The 20,459-nt window shown below is 73.5% G+C and carries 23 protein-coding genes and 1 pseudogene; 11 read left to right on the forward strand and 13 right to left on the reverse strand.

Features of this window, described 5'->3' with window-relative positions:
* The first annotated feature begins 62 nt into the window (after positions 1-62).
* Positions 63-1,217, forward strand: coding sequence for a cystathionine gamma-synthase (locus IE287_RS35130; RefSeq protein WP_189853464.1), 1,155 nt, complete (start codon positions 63-65; stop codon positions 1,215-1,217).
* A gap of 67 nt (positions 1,218-1,284) precedes the next feature.
* On the opposite strand, the gene IE287_RS35135 is transcribed toward IE287_RS35130, so the two are convergent.
* The 4 genes from IE287_RS35135 to IE287_RS35150 are packed head-to-tail and all read right to left on the reverse strand — an operon-like array spanning position 1,285 to position 2,805.
* On the reverse strand, positions 1,285-1,476 hold the full coding sequence (locus IE287_RS35135) for a DUF1059 domain-containing protein (protein ID WP_189853465.1): 192 nt from the start codon (positions 1,474-1,476) through the stop codon (positions 1,285-1,287).
* A 52-nt stretch (positions 1,477-1,528) separates the two neighbouring features.
* Positions 1,529-1,780 (reverse strand): hypothetical protein, encoded by a 252-nt coding sequence (locus IE287_RS35140; RefSeq protein WP_189853466.1) that lies wholly within the window; start codon positions 1,778-1,780, stop codon positions 1,529-1,531.
* Positions 1,781-1,805: 25 nt separating this feature from the next.
* A complete protein-coding gene (locus tag IE287_RS35145; protein WP_189853467.1) occupies positions 1,806-2,261 on the reverse strand; it encodes a sigma factor-like helix-turn-helix DNA-binding protein in 456 nt (151 codons plus the stop codon).
* A gap of 31 nt (positions 2,262-2,292) precedes the next feature.
* On the reverse strand, positions 2,293-2,805 hold the full coding sequence (locus IE287_RS35150) for a MarR family winged helix-turn-helix transcriptional regulator (RefSeq protein WP_189853468.1): 513 nt from the start codon (positions 2,803-2,805) through the stop codon (positions 2,293-2,295).
* A 145-nt stretch (positions 2,806-2,950) separates the two neighbouring features.
* Here IE287_RS35150 and ilvA point away from each other — a divergent pair, with 145 nt between their 5' ends.
* The 3 genes from ilvA to IE287_RS35165 all read left to right on the forward strand — a co-directional run bounded on the left by ilvA (position 2,951) and on the right by IE287_RS35165 (position 6,129).
* Positions 2,951-4,180, forward strand: a complete 1,230-nt coding sequence (gene ilvA / locus IE287_RS35155) for a threonine ammonia-lyase (RefSeq protein WP_189853469.1) — start codon at positions 2,951-2,953, stop codon at positions 4,178-4,180.
* Between the two features lie 63 nt (positions 4,181-4,243).
* On the forward strand, positions 4,244-5,272 hold the full coding sequence (locus IE287_RS35160; RefSeq protein WP_189853470.1) for an ATP-binding cassette domain-containing protein: 1,029 nt from the start codon (positions 4,244-4,246) through the stop codon (positions 5,270-5,272).
* The gene (locus tag IE287_RS35165) at positions 5,269-6,129 is read left to right on the forward strand and encodes an ABC transporter permease (protein WP_189853471.1); all 861 of its coding nucleotides are present in this window, start codon (positions 5,269-5,271) and stop codon (positions 6,127-6,129) included. Before IE287_RS35160 ends, IE287_RS35165 begins: the two co-directional genes overlap by 4 nt.
* 70 nt (positions 6,130-6,199) lie before the next feature.
* Here the strand turns inward: IE287_RS35165 and greA are convergent, their stop codons facing one another.
* Complete coding sequence (gene greA, locus IE287_RS35170; protein WP_189853472.1) at positions 6,200-6,697, reverse strand: transcription elongation factor GreA; 498 nt, start codon at positions 6,695-6,697, stop codon at positions 6,200-6,202.
* A 189-nt stretch (positions 6,698-6,886) separates the two neighbouring features.
* A complete protein-coding gene (locus tag IE287_RS35175) occupies positions 6,887-7,291 on the reverse strand; it encodes a DUF4307 domain-containing protein (RefSeq protein WP_189853473.1) in 405 nt (134 codons plus the stop codon).
* Between the two features lie 99 nt (positions 7,292-7,390).
* On the opposite strand from IE287_RS35175, the gene mca reads away from it, so the two are divergent.
* The 3 genes from mca (at position 7,391) to IE287_RS35190 (ending at position 10,707) form a co-directional block, all read left to right on the forward strand.
* Positions 7,391-8,272, forward strand: a complete 882-nt coding sequence (gene mca / locus IE287_RS35180) for a mycothiol conjugate amidase Mca (RefSeq protein WP_189853474.1) — start codon at positions 7,391-7,393, stop codon at positions 8,270-8,272.
* A gap of 1 nt (position 8,273) precedes the next feature.
* Positions 8,274-8,510 (forward strand): hypothetical protein, encoded by a 237-nt coding sequence (locus tag IE287_RS35185; protein WP_189853475.1) that lies wholly within the window; start codon positions 8,274-8,276, stop codon positions 8,508-8,510.
* 172 nt (positions 8,511-8,682) lie between these two features.
* Positions 8,683-10,707, forward strand: a complete 2,025-nt coding sequence (locus IE287_RS35190) for a thioredoxin domain-containing protein (RefSeq protein ID WP_189853476.1) — start codon at positions 8,683-8,685, stop codon at positions 10,705-10,707.
* A 75-nt stretch (positions 10,708-10,782) separates the two neighbouring features.
* Here the strand turns inward: IE287_RS35190 and IE287_RS35195 are convergent, their stop codons facing one another.
* The gene (locus tag IE287_RS35195; RefSeq protein WP_189853477.1) at positions 10,783-11,181 is read right to left on the reverse strand and encodes a rodlin; all 399 of its coding nucleotides are present in this window, start codon (positions 11,179-11,181) and stop codon (positions 10,783-10,785) included.
* 95 nt (positions 11,182-11,276) lie between these two features.
* Positions 11,277-12,311 carry an LCP family protein gene (locus tag IE287_RS35200; RefSeq protein ID WP_189853478.1) on the reverse strand — a complete coding sequence of 345 codons (1,035 nt, stop codon included), beginning with the start codon at positions 12,309-12,311 and terminating at the stop codon, positions 11,277-11,279.
* A gap of 187 nt (positions 12,312-12,498) precedes the next feature.
* Between IE287_RS35200 and IE287_RS35205 the strand changes: the two genes are divergently transcribed.
* Entirely contained in the window at positions 12,499-12,657 is a 159-nt protein-coding gene (locus IE287_RS35205; RefSeq protein ID WP_189853497.1) for a hypothetical protein, read from the forward strand.
* Between the two features lie 51 nt (positions 12,658-12,708).
* Here the strand turns inward: IE287_RS35205 and IE287_RS35210 are convergent, their stop codons facing one another.
* On the reverse strand, positions 12,709-13,119 hold the full coding sequence (locus IE287_RS35210; protein WP_189853479.1) for a rodlin: 411 nt from the start codon (positions 13,117-13,119) through the stop codon (positions 12,709-12,711).
* Between the two features lie 218 nt (positions 13,120-13,337).
* Between IE287_RS35210 and IE287_RS35215 the strand changes: the two genes are divergently transcribed.
* Both IE287_RS35215 and IE287_RS35220 read left to right on the forward strand, forming a co-directional pair.
* Positions 13,338-13,751, forward strand: a complete 414-nt coding sequence (locus tag IE287_RS35215; protein WP_189853480.1) for a rodlin — start codon at positions 13,338-13,340, stop codon at positions 13,749-13,751.
* Positions 13,752-13,925: 174 nt separating this feature from the next.
* Positions 13,926-14,159 (forward strand): chaplin, encoded by a 234-nt coding sequence (locus IE287_RS35220; RefSeq protein ID WP_189853481.1) that lies wholly within the window; start codon positions 13,926-13,928, stop codon positions 14,157-14,159.
* A 74-nt stretch (positions 14,160-14,233) separates the two neighbouring features.
* On the opposite strand, the gene IE287_RS35225 is transcribed toward IE287_RS35220, so the two are convergent.
* Positions 14,234-15,493: an FAD-dependent oxidoreductase gene (locus IE287_RS35225; RefSeq protein WP_189853493.1), complete on the reverse strand. Its 1,260-nt coding sequence runs from the start codon at positions 15,491-15,493 to the stop codon at positions 14,234-14,236.
* Between the two features lie 44 nt (positions 15,494-15,537).
* Positions 15,538-16,845 carry a carboxylate--amine ligase gene (locus tag IE287_RS35230; protein ID WP_229883945.1) on the reverse strand — a complete coding sequence of 436 codons (1,308 nt, stop codon included), beginning with the start codon at positions 16,843-16,845 and terminating at the stop codon, positions 15,538-15,540.
* Between the two features lie 153 nt (positions 16,846-16,998).
* Here IE287_RS35230 and IE287_RS35235 point away from each other — a divergent pair.
* Positions 16,999-18,141 (forward strand): annotated as a pseudogene (locus IE287_RS35235) (glycoside hydrolase family 26 protein); the annotation flags it as partial.
* Between the two features lie 471 nt (positions 18,142-18,612).
* On the opposite strand, the gene IE287_RS35240 reads toward IE287_RS35235, so the two are convergent.
* Both IE287_RS35240 and IE287_RS35245 read right to left on the reverse strand, forming a co-directional pair.
* On the reverse strand, positions 18,613-19,761 hold the full coding sequence (locus IE287_RS35240; RefSeq protein ID WP_229883946.1) for a GNAT family N-acetyltransferase: 1,149 nt from the start codon (positions 19,759-19,761) through the stop codon (positions 18,613-18,615).
* Positions 19,758-20,438 (reverse strand): YveK family protein, encoded by a 681-nt coding sequence (locus IE287_RS35245; RefSeq protein WP_189853483.1) that lies wholly within the window; start codon positions 20,436-20,438, stop codon positions 19,758-19,760. Before IE287_RS35245 ends, IE287_RS35240 begins: the two co-directional genes overlap by 4 nt.
* Positions 20,439-20,459 lie beyond the last annotated feature (21 nt).

Below are 20,459 nucleotides of genomic sequence, written 5' to 3' on the forward strand. Positions count from 1 at the left end.
TCCAGGACGCGGTCGTGGACGAATCGCGGCGGTGGCGGGGCCGCGGCACTACGCTCCTGACCATGAGCGACCAGCACAGCCACCAGAACTTCGAGACCCGCGCCATCCACGCGGGCAACACCGCCGACCCGCTGACCGGCGCGGTCGTCCCGCCCATCTACCAGGTGTCCACCTACAAGCAGGACGGTGTGGGCGGGCTCCGCGGCGGCTACGAGTACAGCCGCAGCGCCAATCCGACCCGGACCGCCCTGGAGGAGAACCTGGCGGCGCTGGAGGGCGGCCGGCGCGGCCTGGCCTTCGCCTCCGGCCTGGCCGCCGAGGACTGCCTGCTGCGCACCCTCCTCGCCCCCGGCGACCACGTGGTCATCCCGAACGACGCCTACGGCGGCACCTTCCGCCTCTTCGCCAAGGTCGTGCAGCGCTGGGGCGTCGACTTCTCCGTCGCGGACACCTCCGACATCGCCTCCGTGCGCGGCGCGATCAACGACCGCACGAAGCTGATCTGGGTCGAGACCCCGTCGAACCCGCTGCTCGGCATCACCGACGTCGAGGCCGTCGCGGGCGTGGCCCGCCAGGCCGGCGCGAAGCTGGTCGTCGACAACACCTTCGCCTCGCCCTACCTCCAGCAGCCGCTGGCGCTCGGCGCGGACGTCGTCGTCCACTCCCTCACCAAGTACATGGGCGGCCACTCCGACGTCGTCGGCGGCGCGCTGATCGCGGCCGACGCGGAGCTCGGCGAGGAACTGGCGTACCACCAGAACGCGATGGGCGCGGTGGCCGGCCCGTTCGACTCGTGGATCGTGCTGCGCGGCATCAAGACGCTCGCCGTCCGCATGGACCGGCACAGCGAGAACGCCACCGCGGTCGCCGACTTCCTGACCCGGCACCCGAAGGTCACCCAGGTCCTCTACCCGGGCCTCGCCGAGCACCCGGGCCACGAGATCGCGGCCAAGCAGATGCGCTCCTTCGGCGGCATGATCTCCTTCCGCGTCGAGGGCGGCGAGGAGGCGGCGGTCGGCGTGTGCAACCGCGCGAAGCTCTTCACCCTGGGCGAGTCCCTCGGCGGCGTCGAGTCGCTGATCGAGCACCCGGGCCGGATGACGCACGCCAGCGTCGCCGGTTCGGCCCTGGAGGTCCCGGCCGACCTGGTCCGCCTCTCCGTGGGCATCGAGAACGTCGACGACCTGATCGCCGACCTGCGCGAGGCGCTGGGCTGACCCCGCCCGCGCCCCCGGCCGCGGGGACGGGGCCACCCCGTCCCCGCGGCCGGGTCCCCGCGGCCGCTCAGGTCCCGGGCAGGGCGTCCTTCAGGCTCGCCCGCACCTCCGCCCGCAGTTCCGGGGAGTCCGTGTGCTCGTGGACCGAGACCGCGTGCTCGGTGGCGGCCCGGACCACCTCCTCCTCCTCGCCGGAGATGTAGAGCGAGCAGCCCGACACGCTCGGGGCGTCCCGGCAGTCGGCGGCTTTCCTGGTCATGTGGGCCTCCTGCGTCGCTGTTCCGACCCCCTCCTCCAGGCTAGGACCGTCGTCACGGCCCGGCGAACGGCGGCGTGGTCGCGGCAGGCGGCGGCTCCCAGGGGCGCGCCTCCGCCGCCCAGACGGCGAAGCAGAGCGCGGCGAGCCCGGCCAGCGCGGCGCCGGCCCGCCGCGCCGTCCGCCGCCGCCGGCGGACCCGGCCGCCGAGCGCCGCCGCCCGCGCCCCCAGACCGGGCGGCACCGGCGGGTGCGGGGTGTCGAGCAGCCGTCTGACGGCCGCCTCCTTGTCGCCGTGCCTCACCACGCGGCCGCCCCCTCGTCCCGGTCCGTCATGCCGCCGCCCGTCGCCCGCCGGCCCGCATCACGGCCACCGCGCGGGCGCACACCGCCCGGACCCGGTCCTCCGGGAGACCGAGCAGCGCGGCGGTCTGCTCCTCGGGCACGCCCTCGTACAGGCGCAGCACCAGCACCAGGCGTTCGAGCGGGGTGAGGGCGCCGAGGACCCCGCCCCGGCCGGTGCGGTGGCGCCAGGCGGTGCGGGCGAAGCGCAGTGCGAGCCCGTCCCGGGTGAGGGCGTACGGATCCTCGTCGCGGCCCCGTTCGCGGATCGCGTAGGTGTGGGCCAGGGCGGTGGTCAGCAGGGCGTGGGCGTACGGGTTGCGGGCCCGGGTCTCGGCGGTGAGCAGCGTGGCGACGTGCAGCAGCCGCCCCGCCGCGCCCGCCACGAAGGCGTCGAACTCCCGGGCGCGGGTGGCGTGTTCGGATCTGCTCCGGCGCGTGCCCACACCTCATCTAGCGGCCCCGGGGGAGGGGAGGTCAACCCCCCTGCGGGGAGGCGGCGGTGCCCGGCTGGTGGCCGGACTGGCGGGCGGAGAGCGCCGTGTTGAAACGGGTGAGCAGGGAGCAGAAGGCCTCCCGCTCCTCCTCCGTCCAGCCGTCCGTGACCTCGGCCATCAGCGTGCGGCGCGAGGAGCGGACCTCCTCCAGGCGCTCCAGGCCGCGCGGGGAGAGCTGGAGCACGACCGCGCGCCCGTCCTCCGGGTGCGAGGCGCGCTTGACCAGGCCGGAGTCGACGAGCGGGGCGACCTGGCGGGTGACGGTCGAGGAGTCGATCCCCATGCCCGCCGCGAGCGCCTTGACGCCCATCGGCCCTTCCTGGTCGAGGCGGTTGAGGAGGAGGTAGGCGGCCCGGTCCATGGAGTTGCGGAGCTGGCCGGTGCCGCCGAGGCGCGTCTGCTCGGCCCGGCGGGCGAAGACGGCCACCTGGTGCTGGAGGGCATCGAGGAGGCCGGGATCAAGCTCGGTCGTCATGTCCTGAGATGTGGGCATGGCTGAGGGCTCTCTCGTGCGGGGGTGGTCGGTGTGGGGGACAGAGTACGCGGACGCGCCGGGCTCCGTACCGGCCGTGCGCAAACCCGCCCCGGGGCCGTGGCCCGCGCGGCCGCGACCCCGGTGAGCTGCGAGACTTGGGGTCATGACCTTCGGCACGCCACACCCCTTGCACCGCCTGATGCTCGACGACGTGCGCGGCGCGCAGAAGATGCTGTCGGGGGTGGCCCGGACGACCGCCCTGGAGGGCAGCCGTCACCTGTCGTCGCTGGTGGGGGCGCCGGTCCTGCTCAAGTGCGAGAACCTCCAGCGGACCGGGTCGTTCAAGCTGCGCGGGGCGTACGTGCGGATCGCGGGGCTGCGGCCGGAGGAGAAGGCGGCCGGGGTGGTCGCCGCCTCGGCGGGGAACCACGCGCAGGGTGTGGCGCTCGCCTCACGGCTGCTCGGGGTGCACGCGACCGTGTTCATGCCGGTCGGGGCGCCGCTGCCGAAGGTCGCGGCGACCCGGGAGTACGGGGCGGAGGTGCGGCTCCAGGGGCACGTGGTGGACGAGACGCTGGCCGCGGCGCAGGAGTACGCGCGGGAGACCGGCGCGGTCTTCATCCACCCCTTCGACCACCCCGACGTGATCGTCGGCCAGGGCACGGTCGGCCTGGAGATCCTGGAGCAGTGCCCGGAGGTCCGCACCATCGTGGTCGGGATCGGCGGCGGCGGCCTCGCGGCCGGCGTCGGCCTCGCGGTGAAGTCGGTCCGGCCGGACGTGCGGATCGTGGGCGTGCAGGCGGAGGGGGCGGCGGCCTATCCGCCGTCGCTGGCCGCCGGGCACCCGGTGGTGGTCGAGTCGCCGGTGACGATGGCCGACGGGATCAAGGTGGGGCGGCCCGGCGACGTGCCCTTCGGCCTGGTCCAGGAGTACGTCGACGAGGTGCGCACGGTGTCGGAGGACGCGCTCTCCTCGGCGCTGCTGCTCTGCCTGGAGCGGGCGAAGCTGGTGGTGGAACCGGCCGGGGCGAGCCCGGTGGCGGCGCTGCTGAGCGACCCCGAGTCCTTCCGGGGGCCGGTCGTGGCGGTCCTCTCGGGCGGGAACGTGGATCCGCTGCTGCTCCAGCGGATCCTGCGGCACGGCATGGCGGCGGCCGGGCGCTACCTGAGCCTGCGGCTGCGGGTGGCGGACCGGCCGGGGGCGCTGGCGACGCTGCTCGCGGTGCTGACCGTGGTCGACGCGAACGTGCTCGACGTCAGCCACGTGCGGACCGATCCCCGGCTCGGCCTCACGGAGGTGGAGGTGGAGCTGCACCTGGAGACGAAGGGGCCGGAGCACTGCCGTGAGGTGGAGGCGGCGCTGCGGGACGCGGACTACACCGTCCTGGCCTGAGCGCGCCCCATCACACTGCCCTAGGATCGGCAGAAATGCCCGAAATGATCCGGGAGTGTGGACATGCCAGGCGCGATCCATGCCGAGGGACTGGTGAAGACCTTCGGCGACGTCACCGCACTGGACGGGGTGGACCTCGACGTGCCCGAGGGCACCGTCCTCGGCCTGCTCGGTCCCAACGGAGCGGGGAAGACGACCACCGTACGGGTCCTCACGACCCTGCTCCGCCCCGACAGCGGCTCCGCCACGGTCGCCGGCCTCGACGTCCTGGAGCACCCCGACGAGGTCCGCCGCTCCATCGGCCTCTCCGGCCAGTTCGCCGCCGTCGACGAGTACCTCACCGGCCGCGAGAACCTCCAGATGGTCGGACAGCTCTACCAGATGAGGGCCCGCGCGGCGAAGGAGCGGGCCGGCGAGCTCCTGGAGCGCTTCCACCTCGCCGACGCCGCCGACCGCCCCGCCAGGACCTACTCCGGCGGCATGCGCCGCCGCCTCGACCTCGCCGCCGCCCTGGTCGTCTCCCCGCCCGTGATGTTCATGGACGAGCCGACCACCGGCCTCGACCCCCGCAACCGCCAGGCCCTGTGGGACGTCATCAAGGAACTCGTCTCCGGCGGCACCACCCTCCTCCTCACCACCCAGTACCTGGAGGAGGCCGATCACCTCGCCCACGACATCGCCGTGGTCGACCACGGCAAGGTCATCGCCCGCGGCACCTCCGACCAGCTCAAGGCCCGCACCGGCGGCGAACGCGTCGAGGTCGTCGTCCACGAACGGGACGCCATCGCCCCCGCCCGCGGGATCCTCGCCCGCTACGGCCCCGGCGAGCGCGGCCTCGGCGACGTCTCCGTCGAGGACCACACCCGCAAGCTCACCGTCCCCGTCACCGGCGGCGCCAAGCTCCTCGCCGAGGTCATCCGCGACCTCGACGCCGTCGGCGTCGAGATCGACGACATCGGACTGCGCCGCCCCACCCTCGACGACGTCTTCATCTCCCTCACCGGCCACGCCGCCGAGCGCGCGCAGGACGAGGAGAACGGCGCGGACCCCTCCGCCGGGGGCCGCGGGCAGCGGAAGGAGCCGGCCGCGTGACCACCCTCACCGACGGGGCCCGAAGGCCCCCCGCCGCGCGCGGCGGGATCGCCCGGTCGTTCGCGGACTCCCTGGTCGTCACCAAGCGGAACCTGATCCGCATGTCCAGGATCCCGGAGATGATCCTCTTCGGGCTGATCCAGCCCGTCATGTTCGTCATCCTGTTCACGTACGTCTTCGGCGGCTCGATGCAGATCGGGAACAGCACCGACCCGGACGTCTACAAGAACTTCCTGATGGCGGGCATCTTCGCCCAGACCGTCACCTTCGCCACCGCCGGAGCGGGCGCAGGCATCGCCGACGACATGCACAAGGGCCTCATCGACCGGTTCCGGTCGCTGCCGATGGCGCGCGGCGCGGTCCTCACCGGCCGCACGATGGCGGACCTGGTGCAGACGGCGGTGACCCTGCTGGTCCTCGCGGTCGTCGCCCTGATCATCGGCTGGCGGCCCGGCTACGCCGCGCCGACCAACGCCGGGAAGATCATGCTCGGCTTCGCCCTGCTGCTCCTCCTCGGGTACGCCTTCACCTGGATCGGCGCCCTCATCGGCCTCTCCGTGCGCACCCCGGAGGCCGCGACCTCCGGAGGGCTGATCTGGCTCTTCCCCGTCACCTTCGTCTCGAACGCCTTCGTCGACTCCAGCAAGCTCCCCGGCTGGCTCCAGCCGGTGGCGGAGTGGAACCCGTTCAGCGCGACCGTCCAGGCGTGCCGCAAGCTCTTCGGCGACCCGGGCCTCTCCCCGTCCGACGCGTGGCCGATGCAGTACCCGGTGTGGGCGTCGCTGATCTACTCGGTCCTCATCGTCGTCGTCTTCCGCACCCTCTCCGTCCGCAAGTACCGCTCCGCCTCCGCCTGAGCCCCGCGCACGCCGAAGGGCCGGCCCCCTCCAGGGGACCGGCCCTCCGTCACGTGCGGAAGCCGGAGCGTCAGCCGCCGTACGGCTTCGCGCTGAGGATCTTCACCCTGGCCTTCTTGCCGTTCGGCAGCTCGTACTCGGCGTCGTCGCCGGCCTTCTTGCCGTTCACGCCGATGCCGAGCGGCGACTGCGGCGAGTAGGTCTCGATGTCGCCGCTCGCGTACTCGCGGGAGGCGAGCAGGAAGGTCATCGTGTCGGACTCGTCGCCGTCGAAGGCGATCGTCACGACCATGCCGGGCTCGACGACGCCGTCGTCCGCCGGGGCCTCGCCGACCTTCGCGTTCTGGAGCAGCTGGGTGAGCTGGCGGACCCGGAGCTCCTGCTTGCCCTGCTCCTCCTTGGCCGCGTGGTACCCGCCGTTCTCGCGCAGGTCGCCCTCCTCGCGCGCGGCGGCGATCTTCGCGGCGATCTCGGTACGCGCGGGACCAGACAGGTACTCAAGCTCGTCCTTGAGCTTGTTGTACGCCTCCTGGGTGAGCCAGGTGACGTTGTCGCTGGTCTGGGTCACAGGTGCTCCTCGTAGGTACTGGGAATACAAAGCATCGCCCTACGCGGGAGACGTTCGCTTCCCGGGTGGGCGAAAGCACGAGCCTAACAATGAGTGGCGGAAAGCGGGAGGACATAAACCATCGGGATGGCGTCGGTCCAGGTCACCGCGGCGACCCGCCGGAACTCGCTGCCCCTCCCCTACCCACCGCTACCGCGCCGTACACCCCGTGAGCTCGGCGCTGGTGGCACGGGCGGTCGTGCGCAGGGAGTAGACCTGGTCGACCCGCGTTGCCGGGTCGTCGACGGTGACGTCCTTGCGGGCCACCTCGGCGCCGTCCTCGGAGCGGGAGCGGAGCGTGCACACGCCCTCGACGCCCCGGTCCTTGCGGACCTCCAGGTGCACCTGCACCTCGGTGTCGCTCACCACGTCGAACTTGATCATCTCGGCGCTGATCTTGTTGTCGACGACGTAGTGCCAGCCGAACCAGCCGATCATGGCCAGGAAGAGGACCCCGAGGACCGAGCCCGCGATCCGGAGCTTCCGGTCGGCCCGCTCGTCCGCGGAGCGCCCGTAGCGTCCCTCGGGCAGCTGCTCTCGCACGGTGCCGTTCATCTATCGGTCCTCTCCCGGCCGGGGGTGGCGGAATTTTCGTCCCCCCGGTTCCGTCACTATAGAGACCACCCTCCGCGTCGAATCACTGAGGATCGAGTCTTGACTGAGCAGCTGCGACTGATGGCCGTTCACGCCCACCCCGACGACGAGTCGAGCAAGGGCGCGGCGACCATGGCCAAGTACGTGTCCGAGGGGGTGGACGTCCTGGTGGTGACGTGCACGGGCGGTGAGCGCGGCTCGGTCCTGAACCCCAAGCTCCAGGGCGACCCCGCCATCGAGGAGAACATCCACGAGGTCCGCCGCAAGGAGATGGACGAGGCCCGGGAGATCCTCGGCGTCGAGCAGGAGTGGCTCGGCTTCGTCGACTCCGGCCTCCCCGAGGGCGACCCGCTGCCCCCGCTCCCCGAGGGCTGCTTCGCCCTGGAGGACGTGGACCACGCGGCCGGCGAGCTCGTCCGCAAGATCCGCTCCTTCCGTCCGCAGGTCATCACGACCTACGACGAGAACGGCGGCTACCCGCACCCCGACCACATCATGACCCACAAGATCACGATGGTGGCCTTCGACGGCGCGGCCGACGCGGAGAAGTTCCCCGAGGCCGAGTTCGGTCCGGTCTTCGAGCCCCAGAAGCTCTACTACAACCAGGGCTTCAACCGCCCCCGCACCGAGGCCCTCCACCAGGCCCTCCTCGACCGGGGCCTGGAGTCCCCGTACGGCGAGTGGCTGGAGCGCTGGAAGGAGTTCGAGCGCAAGGAGCGGACGCTGACCACCTTCGTCCCCTGCGCCGACTTCTTCGAGACCCGCGACCGCGCGCTGATCGCCCACGCCACCCAGATCGACCCCGAGGGCGGCTGGTTCCGGGTGCCGATGGCGATCCAGAAGGAGGTCTGGCCGACGGAGGAGTACGAGCTCAGCAAGTCGCTGGTGCCGACCTCCCTCCCCGAGGAAGATCTCTTCGCGGGCATCCGCGACAATGCCTGACATGAGCGCACACCTCGCACTGACGCAGCTGGTCCCCTTCGCCGCCGAGGAGCTGGACAAGAACAAGGTGACCCCCGGCGTCCTCGGGTTCGTCGTCTTCGCCGTCCTGGCCCTCGCGGTCTGGGCGCTGATGAAGTCGATGACCCGCCACATGAACAGGATCTCCTTCGAGGAGGCCCCCGACCCGGCGGCCGCCCCCGGCGAGCCCGGAGGCCGGACCCCCGCCGCGTCCAAGTGACGCCCCGCCGGCCCGTACCCCCGCGGCACGGGCCGGCGGCCCCCGCCGGAGGCGCCCGGTGAGCGGCGCGCCCGAGCCGGCCGCCGAGGGCGCCTGCGCCACCCGGTCCGCCCGCCGCCGTACCGAGGCGGACCTCCCGCCCCCGCCCGTACCGGCAGGGCAGGATGGGCCCATGCCGAACCGACTGGCCCATGAGACCTCCCCCTACCTCCTCCAGCACGCCGACAACCCGGTCGACTGGTGGCCCTGGTCCGCCGAGGCGTTCGAGGAGGCCCGGCGCCGTGACGTCCCGGTCCTGCTCAGCGTCGGGTACAGCTCGTGCCACTGGTGCCACGTGATGGCCCACGAGTCCTTCGAGGACGAGGCCACCGCCGCCCTGGTCAACGAGCACTTCGTCGCCGTCAAGGTCGACCGCGAGGAGCGGCCCGACGTCGACGCCGTCTACATGGAGGCCGTGCAGGCCGCCACCGGTCAGGGCGGCTGGCCCATGACCGTCTTCCTCACGCCCGACGCGGCGCCGTTCTACTTCGGCACCTACTTCCCGCCGGAGCCCCGCCACGGCATGCCGTCCTTCCCCGAGGTCCTCGACGGCGTCCGCGCCGCCTGGGCCGACCGCCGCGGCGAGGTCGCCGAGGTCGCCGACCGGATCGTGAAGGACCTCGCCGGCCGCTCCCTCGCCCACGGCGGCCAGGGGCTGCCCGGCGAGGAGGAGCTCGCCGCCGCCCTCCTCGGCCTCACCCGCGAGTACGACGCCACCCGCGGCGGCTTCGGCGGCGCCCCCAAGTTCCCGCCGTCGATGACCCTGGAGTTCCTCCTCCGCCACCACGCCCGCACCGGCTCCGAGGGCGCCCTCCAGATGGCCGCCGACACCTGCGAGGCGATGGCCCGCGGCGGCATCTACGACCAGCTCGGCGGCGGCTTCGCCCGCTACGCCGTCGACCGCGCCTGGGTCGTGCCGCACTTCGAGAAGATGCTGTACGACAACGCCCTGCTCTGCCGGGTCTACGCCCACCTGTGGAGGGCCACCGGCAGCGACCTGGCCCGCCGGATCGCCCTGGAGACCGCCGACTTCATGGTCCGCGAGCTGCGCACCCCCGAGGGCGGCCTCGCCTCCGCGCTCGACGCGGACAGCGACGACGGCACGGGCGCGCACGTCGAGGGCGCCTACTACGTGTGGACCCCCGAGCAGCTCGCCGAGGTCCTCGGCGAGCGGGACGCGGCCCTCGCCGCCGCCCACTACGGCGTCACCGGGGACGGCACCTTCGAGCACGGCACCTCGGTCCTCCAGCTGCCGCAGGAGGCCGGTCCCGCCGACGCCGGCCGGATCGCCTCGATCCGCACCCGGCTGCACGCGGCCCGCGAGCGCCGCGAGCGCCCCGGCCGCGACGACAAGGTCGTCGCCGCCTGGAACGGCCTCGCGATCGCCGCCCTGGCCGAGACCGGCGCCCTCTTCGACCGGCCCGACCTGGTCGAGCGCGCCACCGAGGCCGCCGACCTCCTCGTCCGGCTCCACCTCGACGACGGCGGCCGGCTCACCCGCACCTCGAAGGACGGGCGGGCCGGCGCCAACGCGGGCGTCCTGGAGGACTACGCCGACGTCGCCGAGGGCTTCCTCGCCCTCGCCGCCGTCACCGGCGAGGGCGCCTGGCTCGACTTCGCCGGGCTCCTCCTGGACCACGTCCTCGACCGCTTCACCGGCGAGGGCGGCGCGCTGTACGACACGGCCCACGACGCCGAGGCCCTCATCCGGCGCCCCCAGGACCCCACCGACAACGCCACCCCCTCCGGCTGGACCGCCGCGGCCGGGGCCCTGCTCTCCTACGCGGCCCACACCGGCTCGGAGGCCCACCGGGCCGCCGCCGAGGGAGCCCTCGGCGTGGTCAAGGCGCTCGGCCCGCGCGCCCCCCGCTTCATCGGCTGGGGGCTCGCCGTCGCCGAGGCCCTGCTCGACGGCCCCCGCGAGATCGCCGTCGTCGGCGCCGCCGACGACCCCGCCTTCCGGGAGCTGCGCCGTACGGCCCTGGGGGCGGCCACCCCCGGAGCGGTCCTCGCCGCCGGAGCCCCCGACGGCGGGGAGTTCCCGCTCCTGGCCGGCCGCCCCCTGGTCGCCGGGTCACCCGCCGCGTACGTCTGCCGCCACTTCACCTGCGACGCACCCGTGACCGACCCGGACGCGCTGGCCCGCCTGCTGCGCTGAGCCCCGTAACGGACACGGCCCCGCCGGCCCTCGGGAGAGGGACGACGGGGCCGCGCCGTGGCCGAGCGGCGTGGCTCAGCTGTTGCCGGCGCCGTTGCCGGACAGCACGGGGATGTCGCTGAGGATGTGCGACAGCGGCTCGTCGCCCTTGGCCTGGGTCGAGTTCTCGACGCACTGCTGGTTCTGCGGGGAGGACAGGACGTTGATGTCCTGGACCGCGATCGGGATGGCACCGATCAGCGAGCCGGCGTTGACCTTGGCCGGGAGACCGATGCACGGCTTGTTCAGGGAGCCCTGGACGAGCGCGAACTGCGGGCTCATGTTGCCGTAGGTGGCGGAGTTGCCGAACTCCTGGTGCGCGCCGTTGCCGGAGAGCGAGGTGGTGCCACCGTCATCGGCGATCGCGAGCGCCTGCCCGGCCGTCGCGCCGACGACCGAAACAGCCACCGCAGCGGTCGCGAGGAGCTTCTTCATGTTCTGGCCTTTCGATGACTGACTCGCGCTGAGTGCCGAGCCGTGCTGATCAACTGGAGGGGGAGGCGGAGGTTCCGGCATGTCCACCGGACGGCCTACGGGCAGATGAGCGAAGACCCCCGGGCGGGCGCGTAGCGCGCGACGGAGAGGGAGCCGGGGGCGACGGAGTCGGCGGGCGGCAGCGGACGGTCCGCGCGCAGCCGCGCGAAGACCTTCGCGGCCCCCTCCCCGTCCCAGCCCACGGTGGACCCGGCGCCCGCGACGGGCGGGTTGAAGCCCCGCACCGGCACGGTCGCGAACTCGGTGCGGGAGGGGCCCACGAGCCTCGTCCGGTCGGCGAGCCGCAGCAGTTCGGCGACGGAGAGGCCGCGTGCGGCGGACGCCGTCCCGCGCAGGGTCGCGGCGAGCGCCCTCAGCTCCGCCGGGTCGGCGAGGATCCCGCCCGAGCGGATCCGGGCCAGCGTGTTGACGACGAACCGCTGCTGCTTGCGGATGCGGCCGAAGTCCATCTCCCCGTCGGCCTTCCGCGAGCGCACGTACTGGAGCCCTTCGCCGCCGCCCACCCGCCGGGTGCCGGGCGCCAGGTCGAGCCCGGTCGACGGGTCCTTGAGCGGCTTCTCCGTGCAGATCGGCACCCCGCCGTCGACGCGGTCGACGGTGTCCATGAAGCGCCGGAAGTCGATCGCCAGGAACCGGTGCACGGTGAGCCCGGTCAGCGCCTCGACCGTCTCGACGGTCAGCTCCGAACCGCCCTCCGCGTGCGCCGCGTTGAGCTTGGCGAGGTGGGCGTCGTGCACGGCGCCGGTGCGCAGGTCGGTGTGGGGGCCGGGGAGTTCGGCGAGCGAGTCGCGCGGCAGCGACACCACGCTGATCCGGTCGTACCCGGCGGAGAAGTGCACCAGCATGATCGCGTCGGCGCAGTCGCAGTCCGCACCGCCCAGCAGGAATCGTTTCTTCTCGGCGGCGGTGACCCCCGCCCGCGAGTCCGTGCCGACGACGAGCAGGTTCAGCCCCCGGGCGGGAACGGGGAGTTCGGCGGGACCGCCGAGGGCGGAGGCGAGTGCTCCGGGGGCGAGCGCGAGAAGCGCCGCCGGAGCCGCGAGGAGCCGCCACGGACGCGGGAATCTCATGCCCGCACGGTATTTCGACTCCGCTCGCACAGATATCCGCGACGCGGGGTCGAGCGCCTGAATCACTCCGTTGCGAGGCTTGTGTAATGATGCGGGAATAGCAACGGAAGGAGCGAGGATGGCGCCGCCGGATCCCGGTAATCCCGGGAAATGGGAACGGATGGCCTTCATTCCGAAGAGCCGGTACGTGAGTGAGCAGCCGACCGCCGACCCGTTGCGGTCGACCCGGCAATTCCCCGTCTATTCCGCCCTGGTGACCCAGTGGACGCAGGCGGGGCGGGCGGTGCCGGGAATGCCGGACCGCGAGTGGGAGCGGCTGGTCTCGACGCCCGTCTGGCCGCGCTAGACGCACGCGAAGGGGCCGTCCCGACCGGGACGGCCCCTCGACGCGCGGACGTCAGCCGTTGGCCACGCCGTTGCCCGAGAGGATCGGGATGTCCTCCAGCAGGTGCGACAGCGGCTCGTCGCCCTTGGCCTGGGTCGAGTTCTCGACGCACTGCTGGTTCTGCGGGGAGGACAGGACGTTGACGTCCTGGACGCTGATCGGGACCAGGCCCACGAGGGAACCGGCGTTGAGCTTGGCCGGCAGGCCGACGCACGGCTTGTTCAGGGAACCCTGGACGAGCGCGAACTGCGGGCTCATGTTCCCGTAGGTGGCGGAGTTGCCGTACTCCTGGTGGGCGAAGTTGCCGCTCTTGGAGGTGGTGCCGCCGTCGTCGGCGATGGCGAGGGCGGGGGTGGCCGCGGCGGCGGAGGCGCCGACGATCGAGGCGGCGGCGGCCGCGGTGGCCATGACCTTCTTGATCACGGTAGTTCCCTTCTAGAACCGGCTCCGTGCAGGGAGCCCCCTGATCAACTCGCCCCGGAGCGGCGGGTTCCGCCCAGTCACCCCGATGGCGGAGCGCGCGTGGCAGCGCTCGTCGTCCCTCCCAGTCGATCGGGTGAAGAGCCGGAACCTCCTTCCCCGGCCGCAGTTGATCCGGTCGCATCAATCAGGTCGATTGGTGGGAACAGAACGGATTCACCGTGATCAAGAAGATGATGACGGCCGCGGCCGTCACCGCTTCGGCCGTCGGCGTCGCCGCCGCGGCCGCCGCCCCCGCGATGGCCATCGCCAACGACGGCGGCACGACCTCCCTCTCCGGGAACGGCGCCCACCAGGCGTTCGGCAACTCCAAGACCGCCGGTGACATGAGCCCGCAGTTCTCCGCCGTCCAGGGCTCCCTGAACAAGCTGTGCCTCGGCGCCCCGGTCAAGGGCAACGTCGGCTCGCTCATCGGCGTCCTCGTCCCGGTCGCCGTCCAGGACGTCAACGTCCTCTCCTCCCCGCAGAACCAGCAGTGCGCGGAGAACTCGACCCAGGCCAAGGGCGACGAGCCGCTGTCGCACGTCCTGGAGGACATCCCGGTCCTGTCCGGGAACGGCATCGGCAACAGCTGATCCGACAAAAGCGCCGCGGGGCCGGAGGAATTCCTTCCTCCGGCCCTGTGTCGTGTGAGCAACGGAGTGAATGGCGGGGTCGCAGCGGAATTCTCGGTTTCCTTCGCGGGAGGGTGTCGTTGTCCCTGTGTGCGGCGGAGGCCGATCTTCCGCCGAGGAAAGGAACCAGACGCAATGAACTGCAAGAAGGCTGCTGCCGTCATCGCCGGAGTCATCATGGCCATGGGCGCGGCCACGCCCGCCTTCGCCGACGCCGACGCGTACGGTGCCGCCATCGGTTCGCCGGGTGTCCTCTCGGGCAACGTCGTCCAGATCCCGATCCACGTGCCGATCAACGTCTGCGGCAACAGCATCAACGTCATCGGCGCCCTGAACCCGGCCGCCGGCAACGTCTGCATCAACGCCTGACCCAGGCCCCCGCACCGCGGAAGGGCACCGGCCGGCCCCGGGGAGAGCATCCGCTCCCCGGGGCCGGCCCGCGTCTACGCCCCCACCGGGGCCGCGCGTCCGCCGCTGCGGGGCCGGCCCGCCGCGCCGCCCCCGCCCCCGGCGCCCAGCCGCCGCCGCACCCCCTTCACCAGCCGCCCCGCCGTGTAGCCGGCGCCGAACACGAAGCGCATGGAGGGGCCGTACGAGGGGGCGGTGAGCAGTCCGGCGAGGAAGAGGCCCGGCCAGGAGGATTCGAAGAGGGCGCCGGTCTCGGGGGCGCGGACCGGCCCGACCGTGCGCAGCGCGGACCGCAGCCGCGGGTCCAGGACCCCGGCCCGGTCGAGGGAGGGCACGAAGCCGGTGGCCGCCACCACGTGGTCGGTCTCCAGGACCGTGGCCCCCTCCGGTCCCTCCACGTCGAGCCGGAGCCGCTCGTCGCCGGTGACGGCCGCCGAGGCGATCCGGTGGCCGAGGCGCACGTCGGCGACGGCGGCGAACCGCTCGCGCAGCCACCAGGCGCCGGCCGGGCCGAGCGCCGAGTCGAAGAGCCGCGCACGGGTGGGCGCGGGCAGCCTGCGGAAGACGCCCGGGGTGTCGGCGTACAGCTTGTTCCGCCAGCCGCAGCCGAGGCCCGTGTGCGGGGCGCGCAGGGCGGGCCAGACACCCCGGTCGAGGGCGGGCGGCAGGGTGTTCCAGTGCAGCCGGCCGGCCCGGGCGACGATCCGCACGGCGGCGGCGCCGGCCTCGGCGAGCAGTGCGGCCGTCTCCAGGGCGGCCTGGCCGGCGCCGACGACGGTGACGTCCCGGCCGGCGAGGGCGTCGAGTTCGCCGTGGTGGCTGGAGTGGGTGACGTACCGCCGGGGGAGGTGCCGGAGCGGGCCGGGGACCTCCAGGAAGGGGAGCACGCCGACGGCGAGGGCGACCGTGCGGGAGCGCAGGGCCTCGCCGTCCTCCGTCGTGAGCAGGAAGCCCTCCGGCGCGGGCGCCACCGAGGCGATCAGCCGCTCGTCGACGGTGGGGACGGCCTGCCGGGCGAACCAGTCCCCGTAGGAGGCGAAGAAGGAGACCGGGAGGGGGACGCCGTGCTCGGCGCGCACCCCCTGCCCGGCCGCGTAGGCGTCGAGGCCGTAGGCGCCCGCAGGGTCGGAGAGGTGCGAGGCCCAGGGCTCGGACTTGAGGAACATGCCGGTGGGCATGGCGTGCCAGGACTCCATGGGGCGGCCGAAGGTGAGCGGGCCGAGCCCGTGGGCCGCCGCGTGGGCGGCCACCGAGAGCCCGTACGGACCGGCCCCGACGACCACCAGGTCGTGCACCGGATTCGCCTTCGCCATCGCGTTCGCCATCGTGTCTTCCGTCTTCATCGCCGGGTGAGCTGGGTGGGGGAGGTGCGGACCGCGGGGCCCGGCAGGGTGGCCGGGTGCCGCGGCCGGCCGGCCGCGAGCCGCCGGCCGGCCGCCACCAGGGCCCTGCGCAGCAGGTGGACGAGCCAGGCGCGGCCCATGGCGAGCGCCGGAGCCGGGTCGTCGGCGGCGCACCAGGCGCGCTCGACGGTCCGCCGGGCGGTGTCCGGCCCGGCCGCACCCCGCCGGCGGGGCGAGGTGAGCAGGGAGAGCGCCGCGTAGTTCTCCACGACGAACCGGCGGCCGTGCACGGGGGAGTGCGGCGGCACCGGCCGGCCGGTGAGGTCCAGGTGCAGGGCCCGCACCACGTCGAGCCCGGCGGGGTCGGCGAAGAGCCGGAACTGGGCGCCGGGGCGCGGGTTGAAGTCGAGCAGGTGGTACGCGCCGGTGTCCCGGTCGAGCCGGAAGTCGAGGTCGCACACGCCCCGGTAGCCGAGGGCGTCGAGCAGCGCGCGGGCCAGCCGGTCGACCTCCGGATTGGGGCTCCAGCGGCCGACGGCGGTGAGCCCGGCGCCGTCCGGCCAGGAGCGCTCCTTGCGGCCGGTGGCCCCGACGGCGCAGCGCCCGGCGGCGTCCGCGTACCCGTGGAAGAACCAGTCGAGGTCCCGCCCCGGCGGCAGCAGCTCCTGGAGCAGCAGCCGGCTGCCGGCCTGCGGGGTCCGTCCGTACAGCGCCCGCACCTCGGCGAGCGAGCGGAGGATCGTCGTACTGCGCAGCCCCGCCCCGGCCGGCAGCAGCCACGGGCGGCTCCACTTGGCGACCACCGGCAGCCCGAGCGCCCAGGCCATGGCGGCGGCCTCGTCGGCGTCGGAGGGGAGTTCGGTACGGGGGTGGGGCAGGCCCAGCCGGGCACAGGTCGTGGCGAGGGCGGCCTTGTCCGCGACCCGCAGCAGCTGCTCCTCGCTCTGCTCGGGCAGCAGGACCCGGCCGGCCAGCTCGGCGCGGCGGCGGGCGAGCGCGAGGGCGCTGATGTCGTCCAGCGGCACGGCGAGCACGGGACCTGATGGGGTGTCGGTGACCTCCCCGGCGATCCGGAGCAGCAGCGCGGCCAGCTCGGTGGAGGCGGCCGAGCCGGGCCGGGGGCGGGCGGAGCGCACGTACCGCGAGCGGGCGACGGGGCTGCCGGCCGCCTCGACGACGGCGTGGACGGGGATTCCGGCCCGGCCCAGGGAGCGGGCGGCGCCCAGGGTTCCGTGGTGGAAGGGGTTCCGGTCCAGCCTCACGAGGACTGCGGGTACGCGGGTGTCGAAAGGCGGCACGGGCATGGCCCCTTCATCTCGGGTGCCCCAATTGGGCGATGAAATCCTCTAATGGACTACGGAGCGGAGGGAAGCGGAGTTCACGGTCGGGTCATTAGGAATACTTTCGGAACATCAGAATGACTGATCGTCAAGTGGCGTTCGTGTGAAGGAGCGGCCATGGAAACCGTCGGAGGAACACCGAGAAAAACAAGGAAATGGCTGGGGGTGATCACCGCCGGCCTCCTCGTCTCGGGTTCGGTCGCGCTGTCGGCACCCGCCCACGCCGCCGCATCCCTAACGACCGAGGACCCCGGTCCGACTCTCCCCGCCACCACCGCCATGGGGGCCTTCCTCGAATCCGGTTCCCGGGGGGTGAGCCGGATCGGCCAGCTGGAGCGCTGGCTCGGAGGCCGTGAGCTCCGCGTGGGGCACACGTACCTGCCCGGCGACCTCTGGTCCAACATCGAGGGCCCGCCCGGCTTCCTCGACGCCTGGGCCGACTGGCGGAACGCGAAGCGGGACCGGATCTTCGTCCTCAACGTCCCCATGCTGGAAAGGAACGAGGCCGGGGTCTCCGACCAGGAGGTCCGCCGCCAGCTCCAGCTCGGCGCCGCCGGTTACTTCGACGACCACTTCCGCACCCTCGCCCGCCGCCTCGTCGAGGCCGGCGCCCTGGACACGGTCCTGGTCCTCGGCTGGGAGATGAACGGCACCACCTACACCCACCGGTGCGGGCCCGACCCGACCGCCTGGAAGAAGTACTGGAACCGGATCGTCACGACCATGCGGTCCGTGCCCGGCGAGAAGTTCCGCTTCGACTTCAACCCCAGCCGGGGCCGGGACGCGGTTCCCTGGACGGAGTGCTACCCCGGCGACGACGTCGTCGACATCATCGGCATGGACTCGTACGACCAGCCGGCCGGCGCCGATTTCGACCAGCACGTGAACGAGCCGTACGGCCTCCGGAAACAGGTCGACTTCGCGGCCGAACACGGGAAGCAGATCTCCTACCCCGAATGGGGCCTGTTCCGGAACGGCGACAATCCGACGTACATGCGCCGGATGCTGGAATGGATCCGCGACCACAAACCGCTCTACCACACGATCACCGACTACTGCCCGCACGGCGTGTGGCAGTGCGACCGGAACCCGCAGTCGTCCCGGGTGTTCCGGGAAATGCTGTACGGGGTGGAGCCTTCGGTGCCGGTGGATCCGGTGGATCCGGTGGATCCGGTGGATCCGGTGGATCCGGTGGATCCGGTGGATCCGGTGGATCCGGTCGACCCGGTGGATCCGGTCGACCCGGTGGATCCCGTGGACCCGGTGGATCCGACTCAGCCTGAGCCGAAGCCTGAGCCGAAACCTGAGCCGAAGCCTGAGCCGAAGCCTGAGCCGAAGCCGGAACCTAAGCCCGAGCCCAAGCCTGAGCCCAAGCCTGAGCCCAAGCCGGAACCTAAGCCCGAGCCCAAGCCCGAGCCCAAGCCGGAACCTAAGCCCGAGCCCAAGCCCGAGCCCAAGCCTGAGCCGAAGCCTGAGCCGAAGCCGGAGCCGAAGCCGGAACCCAAGCCTGAGCCGAAGCCGGAACCCAAGCCCGAGCCGAAGCCTGAGCCCGAGCCCGAGCCGAAGCCCGAGCCCGGCTGTTGGACGGTCGAGCTCGGGGACTGGGTGGAGAGCTGGATCGGCGGGCCGGTGTGCGTGCCGAAGGAGGCCGCCGACACCGACTGGAAGGACGACCTGGGCGTCGCCCTCGACTGGAAGGGGGCGCTGAACGGCGTCTGGCCCTTCTGACGGTCAGCCGCCGGGCGCGGGCGCGGCGGCGCGGCCGGGCAGGCGGGCGAGGAGCCGGCCGGCCCAGGCCCGCTCCCGCGCCTGCCGGGCCGCCCAGCGCCGCGCGTCGGCCGCGCCGGCGTGGAGCCACAGCAGCGGTGCCGTACCGCGACCGGTGAGCAGCAGCCGCCGGTTGCGGACCGGCTCCGGCCGCCAGTGGTGCTTGTACGGTTCGCTGCCCCGCAGCATGCTCAGCGTGGCCCGGCCGCCCGCACTGGTCTCCCGGGCCCCGTGCCGCAGCAGCATCGCGGCGACGTCGACCTTCCGTTCCCGGAGGACCGGGTCGGCGCCGTACAGATAGCCGCCGGCCAGCCGCGGCGACATCAGGGTGAGGTCGGCGGCGACCACGTCCCCGCCGAGCCGGAACTCGGTGACCATCGCGTCGCCGCGCTCCACCATCGGCCGGACCGCCCGGGCCAGGTGCTGGGCGAACCGCTCGCTGGTGTGCTCGACGGTCACCCCGCGGCCCCGCCACTGGAGCCGGTGCAGGGTCAGCAGCCGGTCGAGCGCGGCCGGCACGTCGGGCGCGGTGACGACGTGCGCGTCGATGCCGAGGGCGTCGAGCTTGCGCAGCTTGGCCCGCACCCGCTGGGCCTTCCCCGAGGGGATCCGTTCGAGCAGGCCCTCCATGGGGACGGCGGGCAGCTCCAGGCAGAGCGAGTCCGGGAGCCGCCGGCGCGGCCCGCGCCACTGGGCGAAGACCCGTTCGGCGGCGGCACCGGGCCGCACCTCCCGCAGGTCGACGACGGCGCCCCGGGCGGCCCGGGCGATCGCGCCGGCCAGCGCGGCCGCCGCCTCCGGCCGCTCGTCGTCGACGAGGACGTCGGTGAAGTCGGTGATGGCCCCGCCCAGCTGGGTGAGCACGGGCAGCGGCCCGCGCGCCCGCATCAGGGGCGCCGCCGCCACGAGCGCCCCGGCCCCGTCGCGCACGAGCACCACCCGCAGGGCGCCGGGACGCCCGTACGAGAGCCACCAGGAGTGCAGCCAGGAGTGGGACTGGAACGGGGTGGCCGAGGAGCAGCGCCCGTACAGCGCCGTCCACTCGGCGGCGAGCCGCCCGAAGGCCTCCGCGTCACGGCAGAGTTCGGTCCGCAGCGTTCTTCCCAAGGTCACACCGCCTCCGGTTCCGGCTGGTGGGTGGCGGGCGCGGGCACCGCGGCCCCGCCCACGGGCGCGGCGGCCGGCCGGGAGTGACGGCCCTCGCCGCGCCCGGCGGACCGCTTCGGGCGGACGAGCAGCGCGAGGCCGCCGAGCAGTCCGCCCGCACAGGCCCCGACCAGGGCGGAGAGCGGAGCGGACGGCGACACCGGGGCGACGGGCTTCGTCGCGCGGGAGAACTGCACCACCTTCACGCCCGTGCTGCCCGCCACGTGCGAGGAGTTGAGGACCAGCGAGCGGGCCACCCCGTCGGCGATCGACACCGCCTGCGACGCCTTCGCGGCCCGGGCGGTGATCGAGATCATCGGGGCGTCCGGGGAGGTCTCCGCGCGGACGCTCTCCCGGAGCTTCGCGGCGGTGACGCCCGCCCACACCTGGGCGTCGCCCGTCACCGCGATGTCGGTGGCGACCCGCCCGTAGGCCTGGGCGAAGCCGAGCGCCGCCGCCGGGTCGGACTTCTCGCCGGGGACGACGATGACGTAACTGGTCGCCGCGTACTCGGGGGTCTTCAGTGCCCCGTAGCCGCCGCCGAGCGCGGCCCCGGCGACCACGGCGGCGGGCAGCACCGCCCAGCGGCCGGGGGAGCGCAGTCGGGCGGGCAGACGGACGGCGCGGGGTGGGGTGGTGGTCATGACGGGCTCTCTCGCTTCACG

This window comes from Streptomyces omiyaensis (assembly GCF_014650895.1).
GTDB lineage: Bacteria > Actinomycetota > Actinomycetes > Streptomycetales > Streptomycetaceae > Streptomyces > Streptomyces omiyaensis.

Bases quoted from the DNA above. Each gene is read 5' to 3' on its own strand.
- IE287_RS35130 (WP_189853464.1), top strand. From the start codon at position 63: ATGAGCGACCAGCACAGCCACCAGAACTTCGAGACCCGCGCCATCCAC.
- IE287_RS35135 (WP_189853465.1), bottom strand. From the start codon at position 1,476: ATGACCAGGAAAGCCGCCGACTGCCGGGACGCCCCGAGCGTGTCGGGC.
- IE287_RS35150 (WP_189853468.1), bottom strand. From the start codon at position 2,805: ATGCCCACATCTCAGGACATGACGACCGAGCTTGATCCCGGCCTCCTC.
- ilvA (WP_189853469.1), top strand. From the start codon at position 2,951: ATGACCTTCGGCACGCCACACCCCTTGCACCGCCTGATGCTCGACGAC.
- IE287_RS35160 (WP_189853470.1), top strand. From the start codon at position 4,244: ATGCCAGGCGCGATCCATGCCGAGGGACTGGTGAAGACCTTCGGCGAC.
- IE287_RS35175 (WP_189853473.1), bottom strand. From the start codon at position 7,291: ATGAACGGCACCGTGCGAGAGCAGCTGCCCGAGGGACGCTACGGGCGC.
- IE287_RS35185 (WP_189853475.1), top strand. From the start codon at position 8,274: ATGAGCGCACACCTCGCACTGACGCAGCTGGTCCCCTTCGCCGCCGAG.
- IE287_RS35190 (WP_189853476.1), top strand. From the start codon at position 8,683: ATGCCGAACCGACTGGCCCATGAGACCTCCCCCTACCTCCTCCAGCAC.
- IE287_RS35195 (WP_189853477.1), bottom strand. From the start codon at position 11,181: ATGAAGAAGCTCCTCGCGACCGCTGCGGTGGCTGTTTCGGTCGTCGGC.
- IE287_RS35200 (WP_189853478.1), bottom strand. From the start codon at position 12,311: ATGAGATTCCCGCGTCCGTGGCGGCTCCTCGCGGCTCCGGCGGCGCTT.
- IE287_RS35220 (WP_189853481.1), top strand. From the start codon at position 13,926: ATGAACTGCAAGAAGGCTGCTGCCGTCATCGCCGGAGTCATCATGGCC.
- IE287_RS35230 (WP_229883945.1), bottom strand. From the start codon at position 16,845: ATGCCCGTGCCGCCTTTCGACACCCGCGTACCCGCAGTCCTCGTGAGG.
- IE287_RS35245 (WP_189853483.1), bottom strand. From the start codon at position 20,438: ATGACCACCACCCCACCCCGCGCCGTCCGTCTGCCCGCCCGACTGCGC.